This is a genomic window from Cloacibacterium rupense (assembly GCF_014645495.1).
Taxonomy (GTDB): Bacteria; Bacteroidota; Bacteroidia; order Flavobacteriales; family Weeksellaceae; genus Cloacibacterium; species Cloacibacterium rupense.
Genome location: NZ_BMLV01000001.1, coordinates 597,234 through 615,275, shown reverse-complemented (window position 1 = coordinate 615,275; position 18,042 = coordinate 597,234). Strand labels below are relative to the sequence as shown.

Annotated in this window: 17 protein-coding genes; 15 read left to right on the top strand and 2 right to left on the bottom strand. The window is 34.5% G+C overall.

Annotation, left to right across the window (positions count from 1 at the left end; all coding sequences use genetic code 11):
* Positions 1 to 6 precede the first annotated feature (6 nt).
* From IEW40_RS02680 to IEW40_RS02625, 12 genes are all read left to right on the top strand, one after another.
* Positions 7 to 1,866, top strand: a complete 1,860-nt coding sequence (locus IEW40_RS02680; protein WP_188616537.1) for a M61 family metallopeptidase — start codon at positions 7 to 9, stop codon at positions 1,864 to 1,866.
* 26 nt (positions 1,867 to 1,892) lie between these two features.
* Complete coding sequence (locus tag IEW40_RS02675; protein WP_188616536.1) at positions 1,893 to 2,522, top strand: COG3650 family protein; 630 nt, start codon at positions 1,893 to 1,895, stop codon at positions 2,520 to 2,522.
* Between the two features lie 184 nt (positions 2,523 to 2,706).
* A complete protein-coding gene (locus IEW40_RS02670; RefSeq protein WP_188616535.1) occupies positions 2,707 to 3,072 on the top strand; it encodes a rhodanese-like domain-containing protein in 366 nt (121 codons plus the stop codon).
* 213 nt (positions 3,073 to 3,285) lie between these two features.
* Positions 3,286 to 4,593, top strand: coding sequence for a TolC family protein (locus tag IEW40_RS02665; protein ID WP_188616534.1), 1,308 nt, complete (start codon positions 3,286 to 3,288; stop codon positions 4,591 to 4,593).
* Positions 4,594 to 4,641: 48 nt separating this feature from the next.
* Positions 4,642 to 5,724 (top strand): efflux RND transporter periplasmic adaptor subunit, encoded by a 1,083-nt coding sequence (locus IEW40_RS02660; protein WP_188616533.1) that lies wholly within the window; start codon positions 4,642 to 4,644, stop codon positions 5,722 to 5,724.
* Between the two features lie 66 nt (positions 5,725 to 5,790).
* Positions 5,791 to 9,030, top strand: a complete 3,240-nt coding sequence (locus IEW40_RS02655; protein WP_188616532.1) for an efflux RND transporter permease subunit — start codon at positions 5,791 to 5,793, stop codon at positions 9,028 to 9,030.
* A gap of 140 nt (positions 9,031 to 9,170) precedes the next feature.
* On the top strand, positions 9,171 to 9,476 hold the full coding sequence (locus IEW40_RS02650) for a hypothetical protein (protein ID WP_188616531.1): 306 nt from the start codon (positions 9,171 to 9,173) through the stop codon (positions 9,474 to 9,476).
* A gap of 7 nt (positions 9,477 to 9,483) precedes the next feature.
* A complete protein-coding gene (locus IEW40_RS02645; protein WP_188616530.1) occupies positions 9,484 to 9,669 on the top strand; it encodes a YgaP family membrane protein in 186 nt (61 codons plus the stop codon).
* 309 nt (positions 9,670 to 9,978) lie between these two features.
* Positions 9,979 to 10,308 (top strand): single-stranded DNA-binding protein, encoded by a 330-nt coding sequence (locus IEW40_RS02640; protein ID WP_188616529.1) that lies wholly within the window; start codon positions 9,979 to 9,981, stop codon positions 10,306 to 10,308.
* A 98-nt stretch (positions 10,309 to 10,406) separates the two neighbouring features.
* A complete protein-coding gene (locus IEW40_RS02635; RefSeq protein ID WP_188616528.1) occupies positions 10,407 to 10,904 on the top strand; it encodes a GNAT family N-acetyltransferase in 498 nt (165 codons plus the stop codon).
* A gap of 141 nt (positions 10,905 to 11,045) precedes the next feature.
* On the top strand, positions 11,046 to 12,389 hold the full coding sequence (hisS, locus tag IEW40_RS02630) for a histidine--tRNA ligase (protein WP_188616527.1): 1,344 nt from the start codon (positions 11,046 to 11,048) through the stop codon (positions 12,387 to 12,389).
* 7 nt (positions 12,390 to 12,396) lie between these two features.
* Positions 12,397 to 12,813, top strand: a complete 417-nt coding sequence (locus IEW40_RS02625) for a hypothetical protein (protein ID WP_188616526.1) — start codon at positions 12,397 to 12,399, stop codon at positions 12,811 to 12,813.
* Positions 12,814 to 12,839: 26 nt separating this feature from the next.
* Here the strand turns inward: IEW40_RS02625 and IEW40_RS02620 are convergent, their stop codons facing one another.
* Positions 12,840 to 13,127 carry a YtxH domain-containing protein gene (locus tag IEW40_RS02620; RefSeq protein ID WP_188616525.1) on the bottom strand — a complete coding sequence of 96 codons (288 nt, stop codon included), beginning with the start codon at positions 13,125 to 13,127 and terminating at the stop codon, positions 12,840 to 12,842.
* 140 nt (positions 13,128 to 13,267) lie between these two features.
* On the opposite strand from IEW40_RS02620, the gene IEW40_RS02615 reads away from it, so the two are divergent.
* Entirely contained in the window at positions 13,268 to 14,059 is a 792-nt protein-coding gene (locus IEW40_RS02615) for a class I SAM-dependent methyltransferase (protein ID WP_188616524.1), read from the top strand.
* 279 nt (positions 14,060 to 14,338) lie between these two features.
* Positions 14,339 to 15,622 (top strand): OmpP1/FadL family transporter, encoded by a 1,284-nt coding sequence (locus tag IEW40_RS02610; RefSeq protein ID WP_188616523.1) that lies wholly within the window; start codon positions 14,339 to 14,341, stop codon positions 15,620 to 15,622.
* 72 nt (positions 15,623 to 15,694) lie between these two features.
* Here IEW40_RS02610 and pruA read toward each other — a convergent pair whose 3' ends face one another.
* On the bottom strand, positions 15,695 to 17,320 hold the full coding sequence (gene pruA, locus IEW40_RS02605; RefSeq protein ID WP_188616522.1) for an L-glutamate gamma-semialdehyde dehydrogenase: 1,626 nt from the start codon (positions 17,318 to 17,320) through the stop codon (positions 15,695 to 15,697).
* Positions 17,321 to 17,493: 173 nt separating this feature from the next.
* Here pruA and IEW40_RS02600 point away from each other — a divergent pair, with 173 nt between their 5' ends.
* A complete protein-coding gene (locus IEW40_RS02600; protein WP_188616521.1) occupies positions 17,494 to 18,033 on the top strand; it encodes a lipocalin family protein in 540 nt (179 codons plus the stop codon).
* The last annotated feature ends 9 nt before the right edge of the window (positions 18,034 to 18,042 follow it).

The following is an 18,042-nucleotide window of genomic DNA, read 5'->3' as shown; positions in this document are numbered from 1 at the left end:
ATCAAAATGAAACACAGTTTTCTTACACTAGTTGCGGCGTCTGCTCTTTTATGGAGTTGTACCTCACAAAATGCAACTGCTAATGCTACAAAAGACGAAGTAAATGTAACTTTGGATCTTGTCAATGTAAACAATGATAAAGTAAAAGTAGTGGCTAAACCTGCCAAAATTACTTCTACTACGATTATCTATCAGGTGCCTAGAATCATTCCTGGTACATATGCCATTGCAGATTATGGTAGATATATAGAGGACTTTAAAGCCTATGACAAATCAGGAAATGCACTTTCTGTTTCTAAAACAGATGTTAACTCTTGGAAAATTGAAAACGCCAATCAATTAGACAAAGTAGAATACCTAGTGAATGATACTTTCGATTCTGAAGAAGGTGGTGCTTTTGATGAAAATTCTAAAACCATTTTCTCTCCTGCAGGTACTAATATCTTGGCTGGAGAAAACTTCCTTCTTAATCTGTGTGGTTTTGTAGGATATTTTGATAATCAAAAAGATTTTCAATATAACCTTACCATAGACCACTCTGCTAATTTAGTAGGAACTACTGCTCTTACAGATCAAGATGCTAGTGCTAACAAAGATTTTTTCAAAATTCCTAGATATGCAGATGTGGTAGATAATCCTATCATGTATGCCAAACCAGATATAGGCACTTTTACGGTAGATGGCATGGAGGTAGATTTACATGTCTACTCTCCTAGAAACAAAGAATTAAATGCTAAAAAATTATTGCCAGAGTTGCAAAAAATGATGACAGCTCAGAAAAAATTTTTAGGAGATATCAATCATACCAAAAAATATGCAATCTTGGCTTATATCACTTCTATGCAAAAAGATGATGCCAGAGGATTAGGAGCTTTAGAGCACAATAATTCTACTACGGCTACTTTTGCTGATGAAATGAAGGTTGATGAATTGATTCATGTGATCTCTCACGAGTTTTTCCATACGCTTACACCGCTAAATGTACATTCTAAAGAAATTCATTATTTTGATTTTAATCAACCGAAAATGTCTCAACATCTTTGGATGTACGAGGGCTTTACTGAATATTTTGCTAACCTTTTCCAAGTAAAACAAGGATTGATAGACGAAAAGAAATTCTTTGCATTGATGGCTGATAAAGTTCACAATTCTAAAACAATGTACCAAGACGACCTATCTTTTACAGAAATGAGTAAAAACGTACTAGACCCAACCGTAAAAAAACAATACCCTAATGTCTATGAAAAAGGAGCACTCATGGCAATGTGCTTAGATATTATCATCAGAGAAAAAAGCAATGGCGAAAAAGGGGTAAGGGATGTAATGGGAGAACTTTCTAAAATTTACGGACCTAATAGACCTTTTGATGATGCAGATTTAATCCCAGAATTTACTAAAATAACCTACCCAGAAGTTGGTGAGTTTTTACAGAGCCACGTAGTAAAAGGTGTGCCAGTAGATTATAACCAATACCTTTCTAAAGTTGGAGTTGAAAATGCAACGGTAAAAGTTCCAGTTAATCTAGCTCTTTTGGTAGATAACACTCGTTACGTTAGAATTGATGCAAATAGAAATGTCTTTATTAATGCGCTAGATGGTAAAAATGAATTCATCAAAGCAATTGGTTTCCAAGATGGTGACCAAATCATTGAATTTGAAGGTAAAAAAATTGACGGTGGTAATCTTAATAGTGTTTTTATGCCTATTTATAAATTACAAGAAGGGAAACCTTTTGCTGCTAAAGTGATGAGAAATGGCAAAGAAGTTGATCTTAAAGGTAATGTTAAACTTAATTATGTAGATGGTCCAGGATTTGTAATAAGCAACCCAGCAAAAGAATCTCTAAAAAATAAATGGTTAAAATAATCTATAAAACAATTAAAATATAAACAATGAAAAAAATCATTTTCTCACTAGCAACTTTAGGATTAGTCTTAGTTGCTTGTAAAAAAGAAGCTTCTCCAGCTTCAGACGCAGTAAAAACTGATTCCGCGGTAGTCTCTTCAGATTCTTTAGCAGACCCTGATACTACAGATACTATAGCTGCTGCCAATTATACCGCTGCAGCTACCAACACACAAACCGCTGAAAAAGTAAGAAAATTCTTACAAACAGAATTCAAAAAAGATGTTGATTCTAAAGCACTTCAAGATAATGATAAAAAATTTATTCAATTCGAGTTTGATATCAATGATGATGGTAAAAAAGAAATTTTTGTAGGTCTTAATGGTCCTTATTTCTGTGGAACTGGTGGCTGTACCCAATACATCCTAAACGAAGATGGAACCAAATTAGCCAACTTTACAGTATCTGATTACCCTGTGGTGATTGATAATACCAAAACCAATGGTTACAAAGACTTATTCATTATGAGTGGAGGTAAATACAGAATTGTAAAATTTGATGGCAAAACTTATCCTTCTAATCCTTCTACACTACCAGAATTAAAAGTTGTACCAGGAGACGGATTGCCTAGAGCTCTAAATTATTTGAACGAACCATATCCGTGGTTTAAATTCTAATAAAGTAAATTCTAAAGCGTAAATCCGCTTTTTTACAAATACCTTAAATATTTTTTATTTAAGGTATTTTTTTTATAAATAATTATGATGAATACTATCAATCAAGAATTTCTTATTTTGTAACAATAGTAGCATTACATCTAAGAAGATTACTCTAGTTTTGTCCCAAAATCAAGCGTAGAGAATGAAAAAAATATGTCCCAACAAAATCAATACAATAAATGAAAAGGAAATTCTGGTAGTAGATGTCAGAGAAAATTTTGAATTTAAAGAGTATAGAATTGATGTGGAGAACATAGAAAATATTCCACTCTCTGAAATTGATAATAAAATCCAAGAATTTCCAGATAACCGAGAAGTCATCTTGGTGTGTAATAATGGATTAAGAAGCGAAATGGCGCTTAAATTTTTAGAACAAAGAGGCTTCAGAAACCTCAAGTTTATAGAAGGGGGTATTGTAAAATGGATTCAAAACCATCTCAAAATCATTGGTAATGCTCCCGACATTGTTTCTCATTCTTTGTCTTTAGACAAAACTTGTGGGAAATAATTATTCACTTGCTCATAGTTTTCATATTTTATTATTTGTGTGCGATAGATTAATTTTATCTATCGCTTTTTTATTTTTTGATGTGTGTAACCTATGTTACTGTATGATAAATGTCACTCTTTTACTTTTGTTGAAAATTTTAAGATAAGGTGTTTACTTTATCAAATACACTTCTTATTTTTTATATAACAATTAAAATATCAATATCATTAGATGAAAAGAGTACTGATTTTTACCATTGCACTGAGCTTTTTTTCTAAAGTTTCCGCTCAAGAAACCATTACCGTTTCTAAAGAAGAACTTTTACAAAAAGTGACAGAAAAAAACCTTCAACTTAAATTGGCCAACCAAGAAGTAGAAGTGGCTAAAGCTGAACTTTTGCAGACCAGAGCCATGTATCTCCCAAATGTTAATGCTTCATATACCGCAATGACCACCAATAATCCTTTGATGGCTTTTGGCTCTAGATTAAACCAAGGGAGAGTGACCATGCAAGACTTTGACCCATCTAAATTAAATAACCCAGATAACATTTCTAATTTCGCAACCAAATTAGAGGTGCAACAGCCTATCTATAACCAAGATATGGTTTACCAAAAAAAAGCTGGTCAAGTAAAAACGGATGCTCTAGCTATAAAAGCGGAAAGGACTTCAGATTACATCAAATTCGAAGTCGCAAAAGCTTACATGCAATTGCAATTGGCATACAAAGCCGTAGAAACATTAGAAAATGCTAAAAATACTACGCTTGCTAATAAAAAAGTTATTGATAATTATTTCAAAAACGGAATGATTCAAAAGTCTGATGTACTCTATATGGACGTAAGGGTTTCTGAAATCGAAAGCCATCTTCAATTCGCAAAATCAAACGTGAGAAATGCATCAGATTATATCTATTTTCTGTTAGGTGAAGATAGCAACAACCATATCTTAAAACCAACCGAAAAATTAGATTATCAATCTTATATGCTAGAGGAAACTCCCAAACTAAATGCATCTAGAAAAGACCTACAAGCCTACGAAAAATCTCTAGAAGCTTATGACCTGATGATTAAATCTTCTAAATCTAAGTTCTTACCTAGATTAAATGCATTCGGAAGTTTCGAAATGTATGACAACAAACCTTATCAGTTCGATTCTAGTGGCTATTTACTTGGTTTACAATTGTCTTGGAATGTTTTTGATGGATTGAAATCTAAATCAGAACAAGAAAAATATAAAACCGAACGCATAAAAGCAGAAACAGAATTACAACAATATACTCAGCAATCTCAACTCGAAATCAACAAAGCTTCTAGACAAGTAAAAGATGCAGACAATAAGGTAAATCTTACCAAACAAGCATTAGAACAAGCAAAAGAAGCCTACAGAATTCGAAAAAATAGATATGACCAAGGGCTTGAAAAATCATCAGACTTATTGGTTGCTGAAACCATGATGTCTCAAAAAGAACTAGACTACAATCAAGCTATATTTGAGTACAATACCGCTTTAGAATATTTCAAATTCCTTAAAAACTAGATAAAAGTCAGAAGTTTATTATTAATCAATCATCAACCAACATCCATTATGAAAAAACATATTTACATTACACTTTTGGTAGGAGCTATCACATTAGTGAGTTGTTCCAAAGAAGAAAAATCTGTGCAAAATCAAGACCAACCAATTTCTGTAACCCTAAGTAATACCACATTTAGCAATACTTCTTATGCTACTGCCAGTGGAAAATTGGTTTCTAAAAATTCAGTCAATGTAAGCACTAGAATGATGGGTTACATCACTTCATTACGAGCAGAAGTAGGCCAACAAGTATCTGCTGGACAAACCTTGGTTAGCATCAATAATACCGATATTCAGGCAAAAGGCGGACAAGCTTCTGCAGGTATAGCACAAGCTCAAGCTAATTTCAATATCGCAAAAAAAGACTACGAAAGATTCCAAAATTTATATAAAAATCAAAGTGCTTCGCAAAAAGAATTAGATGATATGCGAGCCCGCTACGAAATGGCAAAAGCAGGTTTACAAGCCGCTCAAATGATGAAAAATGAAGTAAACGCTCAGTACAGATATACCAATATCACCGCACCTATCTCTGGTGTCATTACCGCTAAATATGCTGAACAAGGGGATATGGCAAGCCCAGGAATGCCTATTCTTACCATAGAATCACCTTCTATTTTACAAGCGCAAGTATTGGTGTCTGAACAAGACATTACCCTTATCAAACAAGGGATGGCCGTAAAAGTAGTCATTAAAAATACCAACCAAGAAGTGAATGGAACAGTAACTGAAGTAAGCAGGTCTGCATCTAATACGGGTGGACAATATATGGTGAAAATTACAGTTGCCAATTCACAAAGTCTTTTGCCAGGAATGTACGTAAACGTACAGTTTCCTTTCAAAAGAAGCGGTAGCGTGAATACAGATTTCCAGCAAGGGGTTTCTGTACCTAAATCTGCTTTGGTAGAACAAGGTCAGCTCAAAGGAATTTATACCGTAAGTTCTAGCAATACTGCAGTTCTTCGTTGGGTGAAAACTGGTAAAATCATTGGTGATGAGGTTGAAATTCTATCCGGATTAGATGCCAAAGAGCCTTATATTATTTCCGCAAACGGAAAATTGTACAACGGTGCTAAAGTAAGTGTAAAATAAGAGGAGCATTAAAATTCGATTTTAAAATCTTAATTCTCAAATCTCGAATCTCAAATTTAAAAAATTATGCAAGAAGGATTTTCAGGACGTATCGCCGAGTTTTTTATCAATTCAAAATTAACCATTTTGTTGATGATTGCTTTGATGATTATTGGCGTTTACAGTTCTACATTAATACCAAGAGAAGAAGAACCTCAGATTATAGTTCCAATGGCAGACGTTATGGTAGGCTATCCGGGTGCTAGTCCTGCAGAAGTAGAAAACCGTGTGGTGAAACCTTTAGAAAAAATTATTTCTAATATCAAAGGGGTAGAACACGTACATTCTATGGCGATGAATGGTAGAGCCATGATTATAGTTCAATTTTATGTAGGTCAAGATACCGAACGTTCTTATGTGAAGTTATATGATGAACTCATGAAAAACAAAAACATCTTTCCGAAAGGTGTTTATGAACCGATGGTGAAAACCCGTTCTATTGATGATGTTCCTATGCTAGGTCTTACTCTTTGGAGCGAAAAATATGATGATTACCAAATTCGTCAGATTTCAGAGGAAGTAACTTCAGAAATTAAAAAAATAAAAGACGTCTCTTTAACCAGCGTTATCGGAGGTAGGGCTAGACAGCTCAAAGTGATTTTGGATAAAGATAAAATGGCCGAAAGTAATGTAGATGCTCTAGGCGTAATGCAGATGATTCAGGCCAATAACGGGAGTTCACAATCTGGAAGTTTCAGCAGTAATGATCAAGAATTTCTTTTAACCACGGGTCAATTTCTAGCTTCGCAAGAAGATGTAGAAAATCTGGTAGTAGGAACTTCTCAAAATATGCCAGTATATCTGAAACAAATAGCCAAAGTAGAAGATGGAGCTTCATCGCCAAGCAATTACGTAAGCTTCGGATATGCTAATAATACAGAAAAAGCTAAGAAATTTAAAGACGAATATCCTGCTTCTACCATCTCTATTTCTAAAGTGAAAGGAGCAGATGCGATGAAAATTTCAGAGCAAATTCTAGAAAAAGTAGACCAACTGAAGAAAACCATTATTCCAAGTGATGTACACGTAGAAGTAACCAGAAACTACGGTGAAACGGCCTCTCATAAAGTATCAGAGTTATTGTTGCACTTAGGGGTAGCAATTATTGCAGTTACAGTTTTGGTGATGCTGGCTATGGGCTGGAGAGGAGGTCTCGTAGTGTTTTTCTCTGTTCCTTTAACATTCGCTTTGACCTTATTCAGTTATTATATGCTAGGTTATACGCTGAACAGAATTACGCTTTTTGCCCTTGTTTTTGTAGTGGGAATTGTGGTAGATGACAGTATTATTATCGCAGAAAATATGCACAGACATTTCCACATGAAGAAATTGCCATTTAAACAAGCAGCTATTTTTGCGATAAATGAAGTAGGAAACCCTACTATTTTAGCAACGTTTACGGTAATTGCCGCCATTTTACCAATGGCCTTCGTTTCTGGGATGATGGGACCTTACATGTCGCCAATGCCAATCGGAGCTTCTATTGCCATGATGCTTTCATTGTTCGTCGCTTTGACTATTACACCGTATTTAGGTTTCCATTTATTAAAAGTAAAAGACGAACACGAGCATAAAGAAGAACAAGGCTTAGAAACAGGTTGGATTTATAAATTATACAAAAAAATAGAACAACCTCTTCTTGACAATAGCAAAAGAAGATGGACCATGCTAGGAATTACTGTTGTCTTATTAATGATTTCAGTAATGGCATTCTTTACCAAATGGGTTGCTGTTAAAATGCTTCCTTTTGATAATAAAAATGAAGTGCAAGTCGTGATTGATATGCCTGAAGGTTCTACGCTAGAAAGAACCAATGCGGTAGCCAAAGAAGTAGCACAATACTTAAAAACAGTACCTGAAATAGTAAATTATCAATCGTATGTAGGTTCATCAGCACCGATTACTTTCAATGGTTTAGTAAGACATTATGATTTGAGAGGGGGTAGCAATATGGCAGATATTCAAGTGAATTTATTGCACAAAGAAGACCGTGATGAACAAAGCCACGATGTAGCAAAAAAAATAAGACCTGAAATTCAGAAAATTGGTAAAAAACATGGGGCTAATATTAAAATAGTAGAAGTTCCACCTGGTCCACCAGTTTTGTCCACCATTGTAGCAGAAATCTACGGACCAAATTATGAAGACCAATTAAAAGTTGCTGACCAAGTTCAAAAAATCCTACAAAATACCGATGATGTGGTAGATGTAGATTGGATGGCTGAAGCACCACAAACCGAATTTAAGTTGGTGGCTGATAAAGAAAAAAGTATGCTGAATGGAGTAGCGCCAGCACAGATTGTGGGCAATGTAACTTATCTTCTGGGCGAACATCCTGTATCTTATCTTTATGATGAAAAAACGAACCAACCGGTAAACATCATCATGAAATTAAATGATGCCGATAAAACCAGCCTTCAAGATATTACCAGCCTTAAAGTGAAAGGACAAATGGGCAATATGGTTCCTGTGGCTGATTTGGTGAAAGTAGAAAAAGATTCTTTAGCTAAAACCATTTACAGAAAAGACCAAAAAAGAGTTGCCTATGTTTTAGCTGACATGGCAGGTGGATTAGAAAGCCCTGCTTATGCCATCTTAGGAATGGAGGATAAACTCAAAAAAATAAAATTGCCTGCAGGTTACAAAATCAATGAGTTGTACATGAATCAACCAAAAGATGAAAGTGATTTTACCGTAAAATGGGACGGAGAATGGCAAATTACACTAGAAGTTTTCCGTGATTTAGGAGCTGCTTTTGCTGTGGTAATCATCATTATCTATATGTTGATTGTAGGTTGGTTCCAGAATTTTAAAACACCTATGGTGATGATGGTAGCTATCCCGCTTTCTTTGGTAGGTATAGTGTTAGGGCACTGGTTACTAGGGGCATTCTTTACCGCTACTTCTTTTATTGGGATGATTGCTCTAGCAGGGGTAATGGTAAGGAATTCGGTACTCTTGATAGACTTTATAGAAATTAGATTAAATGAAGGAATTCCGATGAAACAAGCCATCATAGATGCAGGTGCTGTAAGAACCACCCCGATTTTATTGACCACAGGGGCAGTAGTGATTGGTGCTGTGATTATTTTATTCGACCCTATTTTTCAAGGTTTAGCTATTTCACTGGTTTTCGGGGCTATCGTTTCTACATTATTAACTCTTATTGTAGTGCCTTTAATCTACTATATGTCTGAAAATAAAAAATGGAGAAAAATTCATGAAGAAAGAGCTGCAGAATATGGAGAAAGCATCTCTGAGGAATAAAAATAAAAAGTAAAAAGAAAGAGTTGGAAGTGAAAACTGGAAGTTGAATCCACAAATAATCGATAAGATATTCTTTATTATTTAAAATTCAACTTCTAACTTTCAACATCATTAATCGAACACTCAATAATCCTAAAAATATGAAACTACTATTAATCACCACCATCAAAGAATTTGAAAAAAACGTAAAAGACCTTTTGGTACATTCTGGAGTCAATGTATTTTCTTACACTGCCGTTAAAGGTTATAAGGCAGAAAGCAAAGAAGCTCATGCAGACAATTGGTTTGCTTCTGAGGTTACAGAAAGCAATTCTCTAATGTTCATGGCTTTTGTGGCTGATGATAAAATGGACGAAATCTGTGGCAAAGTAAGAAATTTCAACGCCAAACAAGAATTTCAATCCAAAGTTCACGTAGCAACACTTGACATAGAAAAATCAATATAATCTAAATATGAAGACAAGAATTATACACGCTGTAGCCGGTTTTATGATTCTTTTAAGCCTAATTTTAGGACTAAAAGTAAACGAAAACTGGTTTTACCTTACAGGTTTTGTAGGGCTTAACCTTTTTCAATCGGCATTCACCAACTGGTGCTTACTGGAAAAAATATTGAAGAAATTCGGAATCGAAGATTAATCATTTGTGTTTTTAATGGCTGTAAGAAATAGATTTCTTGCAGCTTTTTTTATTTACTCTTTTTGCGTCAATTTTTCTTAGATTTTAATTTCAGAAAAGTTTTTTTATAATTTTAAATTAAGAATTTATAATTGTTTTATAAATTTAACTCACTAAAATTCAACAAATTATCCATTTACAAACGACTACAAACGAATTTAAATGGGTAAGTACCGATTATTTTTTCTACTTCCTCACAACTTTGCATCAGAGATTCGAGGGAATTACAGAACGACTCGTTTCTAACGTTTAATTTAAAATTTATTTATTATGTCTTTAAGAAACAAAGTGACGTTGATTGGTCACACCGGTAAAGAAGTAGAAATCGTAAATTTCGAAAAAGGAAAAATCGCTAAAGTATCTCTTGCTACCAATGATTTTTATACCAATTCTCTTGGTGAAAGAGTAGAAGAAACACAATGGCACAATCTGGTTTTCAACGGAAAACTAGCAGATATTATGGAAAAATACGTGCAAAAAGGAAAAGAAATTGCCGTAGAAGGTAAACTAACCTACAGAACGTATGACGACAAAGACGGACAAAAACGCTATTTTACAGAAATTAGAGTAGATGAATTGGTTCTTTTAGGTGCCAAATAGAGAAAAACACAAATGAAACTATCGCCTTGTCATTTTTTTGGCAAGGCTTTTTATTTTTAAGATTTCATCTTTGCATTCAAAATCACTATTTTTGAAAGATGAAAATCAATATCAGACCAATCCAATCCACAGACAACGTCGTTTTAGCCAAAATTATCAGAAGTTGCTTTCATGATTTCGAAGTAAAATGCACTGCAGGAACTGTCTATCAAGATCCTACAACAGATGATTTATTTGCTTTGTTTCAAACTCCGAAATCTCAACTTTGGGTAGCGGAATTAGACGATAAAATTGTAGGCTGTTGCGGAATTTTCCCCACCGAAAACTTGCCAGAAAATTGCACAGAACTCGTAAAATTCTATATTTCAGAAAACGGAAGAGGAAGAGGTATTGGCAGATTATTATTAGAAAAAACCATAGAAACCGCCAAAGAATTTGGCTATTCTCAGATTTATTTAGAAAGCATTCCTGAGTTTTCTACTGCCGTTACCATTTACGAAAAACAAGGCTTCCAATTTCTAGAAAAACCACTAGGAAATTCTGGACATGGAGGTTGCAATCTTTGGATGCTGAAAAGCATGATTGATGTTTCATAAATGATGATAGATAAATGATTAATGTTAAATTGATATTTAGGCAACAAGTATTCATCCAGCATCTAACATCCAGCATCCAGCAAATTTTTTTTGCGTATTTTTGCAAATCAGTTACCAATTATCATTTATCAATTACAAAAAATGAAGCCAAGTTTAGCGAAAGGAACCAGAGATTTTACAGCGCAGGAAGTTTACCGCAGAAAATACATCATCAATACTTTACAAAAGAATTTTGAACTCTTCGGATTTCAACCTTTGGAAACGCCAAGTTTTGAAAATTTATCGACTCTAACCGGAAAGTACGGTGAAGAAGGCGATAGATTGATTTTTAAAATCCTTAATTCTGGAGATTACGCAAGTAAAACCAAAGAGGAAGATTGGAATGCTAAAAATTCTCAAAAACTAATTGCTCAGATTTCTGAAAAAGCCCTTAGATATGACTTAACCGTTCCGTTTGCACGTTTTGTAGCCATGAATCAAGGAACGCTTACTTTTCCTTTTAAGCGTTACCAAATTCAACCAGTTTGGAGAGCAGATAGACCACAAAAAGGCCGTTTCAGAGAGTTTTATCAGTGCGATGCAGATGTGGTGGGTAGCGAAAGTCTTTGGCAAGAAGTAGAATTGGTGCAGTTGTATCTAAAGTCGTTCAAAGAATTACAAATTCCTGTAAAAATACACATCAATAATCGTAAAATTCTTTCTGGTTTGGCAGAATTTGCCAATATTTCTGAGCAATTGATAGATTTTACTGTTGCTTTAGATAAATTAGATAAAATTGGGAAAGATGGCGTAGTAAAAGAACTTCAAGAGAAAAATATTGCTGATGAAGCCATTGAAAAACTAAGTTTCCTTTTCGATAATAAACCTCAATCTGAAGTTTTAGAAATCCTAAAAACCAATTTCGCTAATGTAGAAATCGGGAAAAGTGGAGTAGAAGAACTAGAATTTGTTTTAGAAAATTGTAAAAATTTAGGAATTGAAGACGAGTTGGTGTTCAACATTACTTTGGCTCGTGGTTTAGACTATTATACTGGCGCTATTTTCGAAGTGAAAGCGCAAGGGGTAGAAATGGGTTCTATTGGTGGTGGTGGTAGATATAACAACCTTACCGAAGTTTTCGGCGTGAAAAATATTCCTGGAATTGGCATTTCTTTTGGGTTGGATAGAATTTACCTCGTGATAGAAGAACTGAATCTTTTTCCGCAAAATTCTGAAAGAAAAATAGAATTTCTTTTTGCCAACTATGGCGAAAAAGAAGCGGCAGAAGCGATGAAAGTTTTAGCAAAACTTCGTGAAAAAGGAATTGCTGCAGAAATTTACCCTGAAAGTGCAAAACTTAAAAAACAATTTACCTACGCCGAAAAGAAAGGCATAGAAAATCTAATTTTCTTGGGTGAACAAGAAATATCAGAAGGAAACATCACCATCAAAAATCTAACTTCTGGTGAGCAAAAAACAATGAAAATAGAAGAGTTTTTAAAATAATTATTTATTGGAAGCTCTTGAATATCATATCGTAAATGGTGATCATCTTAAGGAATTTTTAACTCATAATGATAAAGTATATCCTTTCAGAGAAGCATTGATAGAAGGAGATTCTTCTTATGATGTGAATGAATTAGAAATATTTTTTCAGAAAAGAGCAGATTATTTCAAAGCATTATTTCCTGATGAAAATTACCGCGAGAAAGTAGTTTCAGTATTTTTAAAAATGGATAAAATTCCCTCTGAAGCAACAGTCTATTTTTGGTTTGGTAATGATGAATTTTGCTTGAGAAATTTAGCGTTTTTATTAGACGTTTTCCAAAATAAAAATTGGATAAAGAAAAGAGTTTTACCAGATAATAAGACTTGCGAAGACTTTTTTCAGCAAATAGATTTTAGAGAAAATTCTGAAATTATAAAATAAAAGCCATCAAAACGATGGCTTTTTCATTAGTATTCAGTTTTTACCTCTTCTATTTTTTCCTCCACTTTTTCCTTGATGTCTTCCATCTTAGTTTCTGCCTGTGATTTGTACTCATTGTACTTATTTTCGGCTTGGTTTTTTAGGTCTTCAGCTTTAGTTTTTAGTTCATCACTGAATTTATTGATATTATCTTTAGCATTGTTGATAAAATCATTTACTTTTTGTTTTTCCTCTGGAGTAGCTCTTTTATATCTCCAAAATGCCAATGCTCCTAAGCCGGCTAAAAGCCCAACTATTTTTACTCCTTTTTTCATAATTGTGATTTTTTTGTGTTAATATTTTTGTGAGTGTGTTTTCTAAGTGAAATTTTATCGCCCTATAAAGTTACAACATTTATTCTATACATTACAGAATTTGTAGAATAATTTTATCTTTGTTTTAAACTTCAATTAAAATGCTTAATTACCTAGAAATCAATAAAAAATCTTGGAATAATAAGGTCGCTTTTCACTTAACTTCTGACTTTTATTTTGTGGAAGAGTTTATAGCGGGCAGAACTTCTCTTAACGAGCCAGAATTAGCACTTTTAGGAGATGTTAGTGGGAAGAAAATCCTACACTTGCAATGTCATTTCGGACAAGATTCTATTTCATTGGCCAGAATGGGTGCCGAGGTCACAGCGGTTGACTTATCAGACAAAGCCATTGCCGAAGCCCAAAAATTAGCCGCTCAATGTGGCGTAAATGTCAATTTTATAGAAGCAGATGTTTATCAACTTCCTCATATTTTAGAAGAGGAATTTGATGTGGTTTTTACCAGTTATGGAGTAATAGGTTGGTTGCCCGATATGAAAAAGTGGGCCCAGGTGATTTCTAAATTTCTAAAACCTAATGGTACTTTTGTAATGGTAGAATTTCATCCTGTGGTATGGATGTTTGATGATGATTTTACCTATGTCAAATATCCTTATTCTAGCAAAGAACCTATTATAGAAACTTATGAGGGAACTTATGCAGACCAATCTGCTCTTCTTTCTCAAGAATATGTCATGTGGAATCATTCTTTGGCAGAAGTCATCCAAAACCTCATCAATAACGGTTTTAGTCTTAATGATTTCCAAGAATATGACTGGTCTCCCTACGCTTGTTTCAAAAAAACAATAGAGTTCGAGCCTGGTAAATATAGAATTTCTGAATTATTTGACAAAATTCCTTTGATGTATTCAATAATGGCCAAGAAAAAATAAAGATTTGATGCCTTAGTATTAATTTTTATTAAAAATATGATTTATATCAAAAAAAAATTATATATTTGGATTATAATCTGAGTTTGATTATAAAAATACAATGAAAAAATGTTCCTCTCACGAAAGTGAGAGGATTTTTTTGTTTTACAACCTCTTTTCGTGGTAATATTTATTCTATGTATGGTAATATACGTGTAACGTGACAAAACGCAGTACTTATCATAATACTACAGATGTTTTAGCAAAGTAACTTTGTTAAGCATAAATAATAAAAAAATCATGAAAAAAGTAATTACTACTCTAGGAATATTATTCTCTGGAGTTATTATGGCACAAACAGGCCATTTAATGCAAGGTATAGGTTCTGTAAATATGTCTATGGGAGGAGCTTCTACGGGTCAGGTGATTGATATAAGCGGAGCACTACAATGGAATCCTGCGGGAATCACAGAGTTTTCTGGCAACGACCTTTCTGTAAGCGCAGGACTTTTTATGTCTAATCCTAAATTGTCTTCTTCTTTTAACAATGGTACTGCTACCATGTCTGGCACTACCGAAGACCAAAAACCTAATTCTGTAATGCCTGCAGTTGCATTTACTTTTGGGAAGAATGATAAACATAAATTTGGCGTTTCCATTTTTGGGGTAAGCGGATTTGGGGTAGAATATCCAGAGGATATGACCAATCCTGTTTTAGCACCACAACAGTATGGTGGTTTTGGTAATTTAGAATCCAATTATATGTTGATGCAAGTAGGTTTTGCCTACGCATACAAGTTGAGTAATAATTTATCCATCGGTATCCAACCAAACATCAATTATTCTAGTTTGAAAATTCATCCTAATCCATTGGCAGGCCCCAGCATGACCATGGGCTATCCTAATTCTGACAATGCTTCTGCATTTGGTTTTGGAGCGCAGTTTGGGGTGTATTACAAATCAGATTCAGGTTTCAAACTAGGAGCTTCTTACAAAACTCCAGTGTTCTTTAATGAATTTAAATTTGATAACACTTATCTTGACGGTTCTGCCGCTCCTGAAAATAAGTTCAGAATGGATTTCCCGGCTATTTATTCTATTGGTACAGGGTATTCTAATAAAATGATAGACTTAGCATTAGATTACAGATATGTAGATTACGAAAATACCAAAGGTTTCAAAACCACAGGATGGAACATGAATGGTTCTATCGCAGGTTTTGGATGGCAAAATATGTCTATCGTTTCAGCTGGTTTACAATACAAAGGTTTTGAAAAATTCCCTATTAGAGTAGGATATACCTATAGCTCAAACCCAATAAAACCAGAATTGGCAATGTTCTCTATTCCTGCTTCTGCCATCATCAAACATGCTTATGAGTTTGGGGTAGGGTATAAAGCAACGCCTAAATTAACCATCAACGCCAACTACCATTACGGAACTAGCGCTGGTTCTACTACAGGACAATTGCTAAATCCTATGATGGCGTCTCCATCTAACCCATATGGAGCAATACCTGGAAGTTCTGTTTCTTATGAAATGAATACTTCTATGGTTCAGTTAGGGGTAGACTATCATTTCTAAAATGCAAATGATGAAAAACCAAACGCCTCTCAAAATCTTGAGAGGCGTTTTTATTGTATTTAAAGTTAAATCTTAACCTAAGAAAGGATATTTATAATCTGTAGGAGATAAGAAGTTTTCTTTAATACTTCTAGCAGATACCCAACGCAATAAATTCATTTTAGAACCAGCCTTGTCGTTTGTTCCAGAAGCTCTAGCTCCTCCAAATGGTTGTTGACCTACCACTGCACCTGTTGGCTTATCATTAATATAGAAATTACCCGCAGCATTTTCTAGCGCTTTGGTCGCCTCATTAATCGCATATCTGTCTTGAGCGAAAATAGCACCTGTTAATGCGTATGGTGAAGTTTCGTCTACCAATTGTAAGGTTTTTTTCCAATCTTTATCTTCGTAAACATAAAGAGTAAGAATAGGACCAAAGATTTCTTCTTCCATACTTTCGTAGTGAGGATTGCTGGTCTCTATTACTGTAGGCTCTACAAACCAACCTTTTTTGGCATCACAACCACCACCGAAAATTACTTTAGCCTCTTTAGATTTATTAGCTCTATCGATATAGCCTTTGCATTTGTCAAAAGAATTTTTGTCGATTACCGCATTCACAAAGTTAGATGGGTCTTCTGGGCTTCCCATTTTTATTTCTGCCAATTGCGCTCCCATTATTTTTTTCACTTCTTTCCAAAGAGATTTAGGGATGTAGGCTCTAGAAGCGGCAGAACATTTTTGTCCTTGATATTCAAAAGCACCTCTTACCAATGCCGTAGCAACTTGACTAGGTATAGCAGAAGGGTGGGCTACTACAAAGTCTTTACCACCTGTTTCACCTACTATTCTTGGATAAGTTTTATATAAATGAATGTTTTCGCCAATTTGTCTCCATAAAGATTGGAAAACTTCTGTAGAACCCGTGAAATGGATTCCCGCAAAGTCTGGGTGACTTAGAATCTGCTGAGAGGTTTCTGCACCTCCAGAAAATACCATATTGATAACCCCAGCTGGTAAACCTGCTTCCATCAATACATCCATTATTACTTTAGCAGAGTAGATTTGGGTGGCAGAAGGTTTCCAAACCACTACATTTCCCATCAAAGCCATAGAAGTTGGCAAATTAAGCGCAATAGCGGTAAAATTAAATGGAGTAATAGCGTAGGTAAAACCTTCTAGTGGTCTGTATTCTGCTCTGTTCCAGATGCCGGCATCTGATACCGGTTGCTCAGAATACAATTCTGTCATAAATTGTACGTTAAATCTCAAGAAATCTATCGCTTCACAAGCACTGTCTATTTCTGCCTGAAAAACATTCTTGCTTTGTCCAATCATGGTAGCAGCATTGATTTTATCACGGTATGGTCCTGCCAATAAATCTGCGGCTTTTAAAAAGATTGAGGCACGCTGTTCCCAAGGTAATTCTGCCCATTCTTTTCTGGCTTTCAAACAAGATTTTATGGCATCATCTACGTGCTTTTTGTTTCCTTTATAATAGAAGCCTAACGTATGTTTATGATCTTGAGGAGAGTGTAAACTGGCTTTTTCATCAGTTTTTACTTCCTTTCCGTCAATAATCATTGGGATTTCTACTTTTTCTTTCCACATTTTTTTATAAGTGGAGATGAGAGATTTAATCTCTGCAGAACCGGGAGCATAGCTTCTTACAGGTTCATTTTTAGGAGCGGGTACTCTAGAAATTGCAAATGACATATTTTTAATTTTTATATTAAAATTGATTCTTTACAAAAATACAATATATAAAAGACTACACAAAAAAACTGCCCTTATTTAGTAATTTTATCTATTATTTAGATGAAAACGAATAATTAAATAATTAAATGTTTTGTTTCAAAAATGTTTTATTTTGTCTAAAAATAAAAACAATGAAAAATAGAAAGCTATTTACTGGTTTATTGGCATTATTATTCTTCTCTTCCTTATGCACTTCATGTGTAGGAATTCCTGAGGGAGTAACCGCTGTAAAAGACTTTAAAAAAGAGAAATACCTAGGTAAATGGTACGAAATAGCAAGATTCGATTACCGCTTCGAAAGGAACTTAGATAACGTTACTGCAGAATATTCTCTAAATAATAACGGGAGTATTAGGGTCTATAACAAGGGCTTCAATACTCAAAAACAAAAATGGGCGTCGGCCGAAGGGAAAGCTAAATTCGTCAATTCTGAAACAGAAGCCCGGCTGAAGGTTTCTTTCTTTGGGCCATTTTATGCAGGGTATAATGTGGTAGATATAGACCCAGAATATCAACATGCTTTAGTCTATGGTAGCAATACCCAATACATTTGGATACTCTCTAGAACCAAAACCATAGACGAAGCCACTAAAAAAAGATTCCTAGAAAAAGCCAAAAAAGATGGATATGACGTGTCTCAACTCATCTGGGTGAAACATGATAAGGGATAGGGTTTTTGA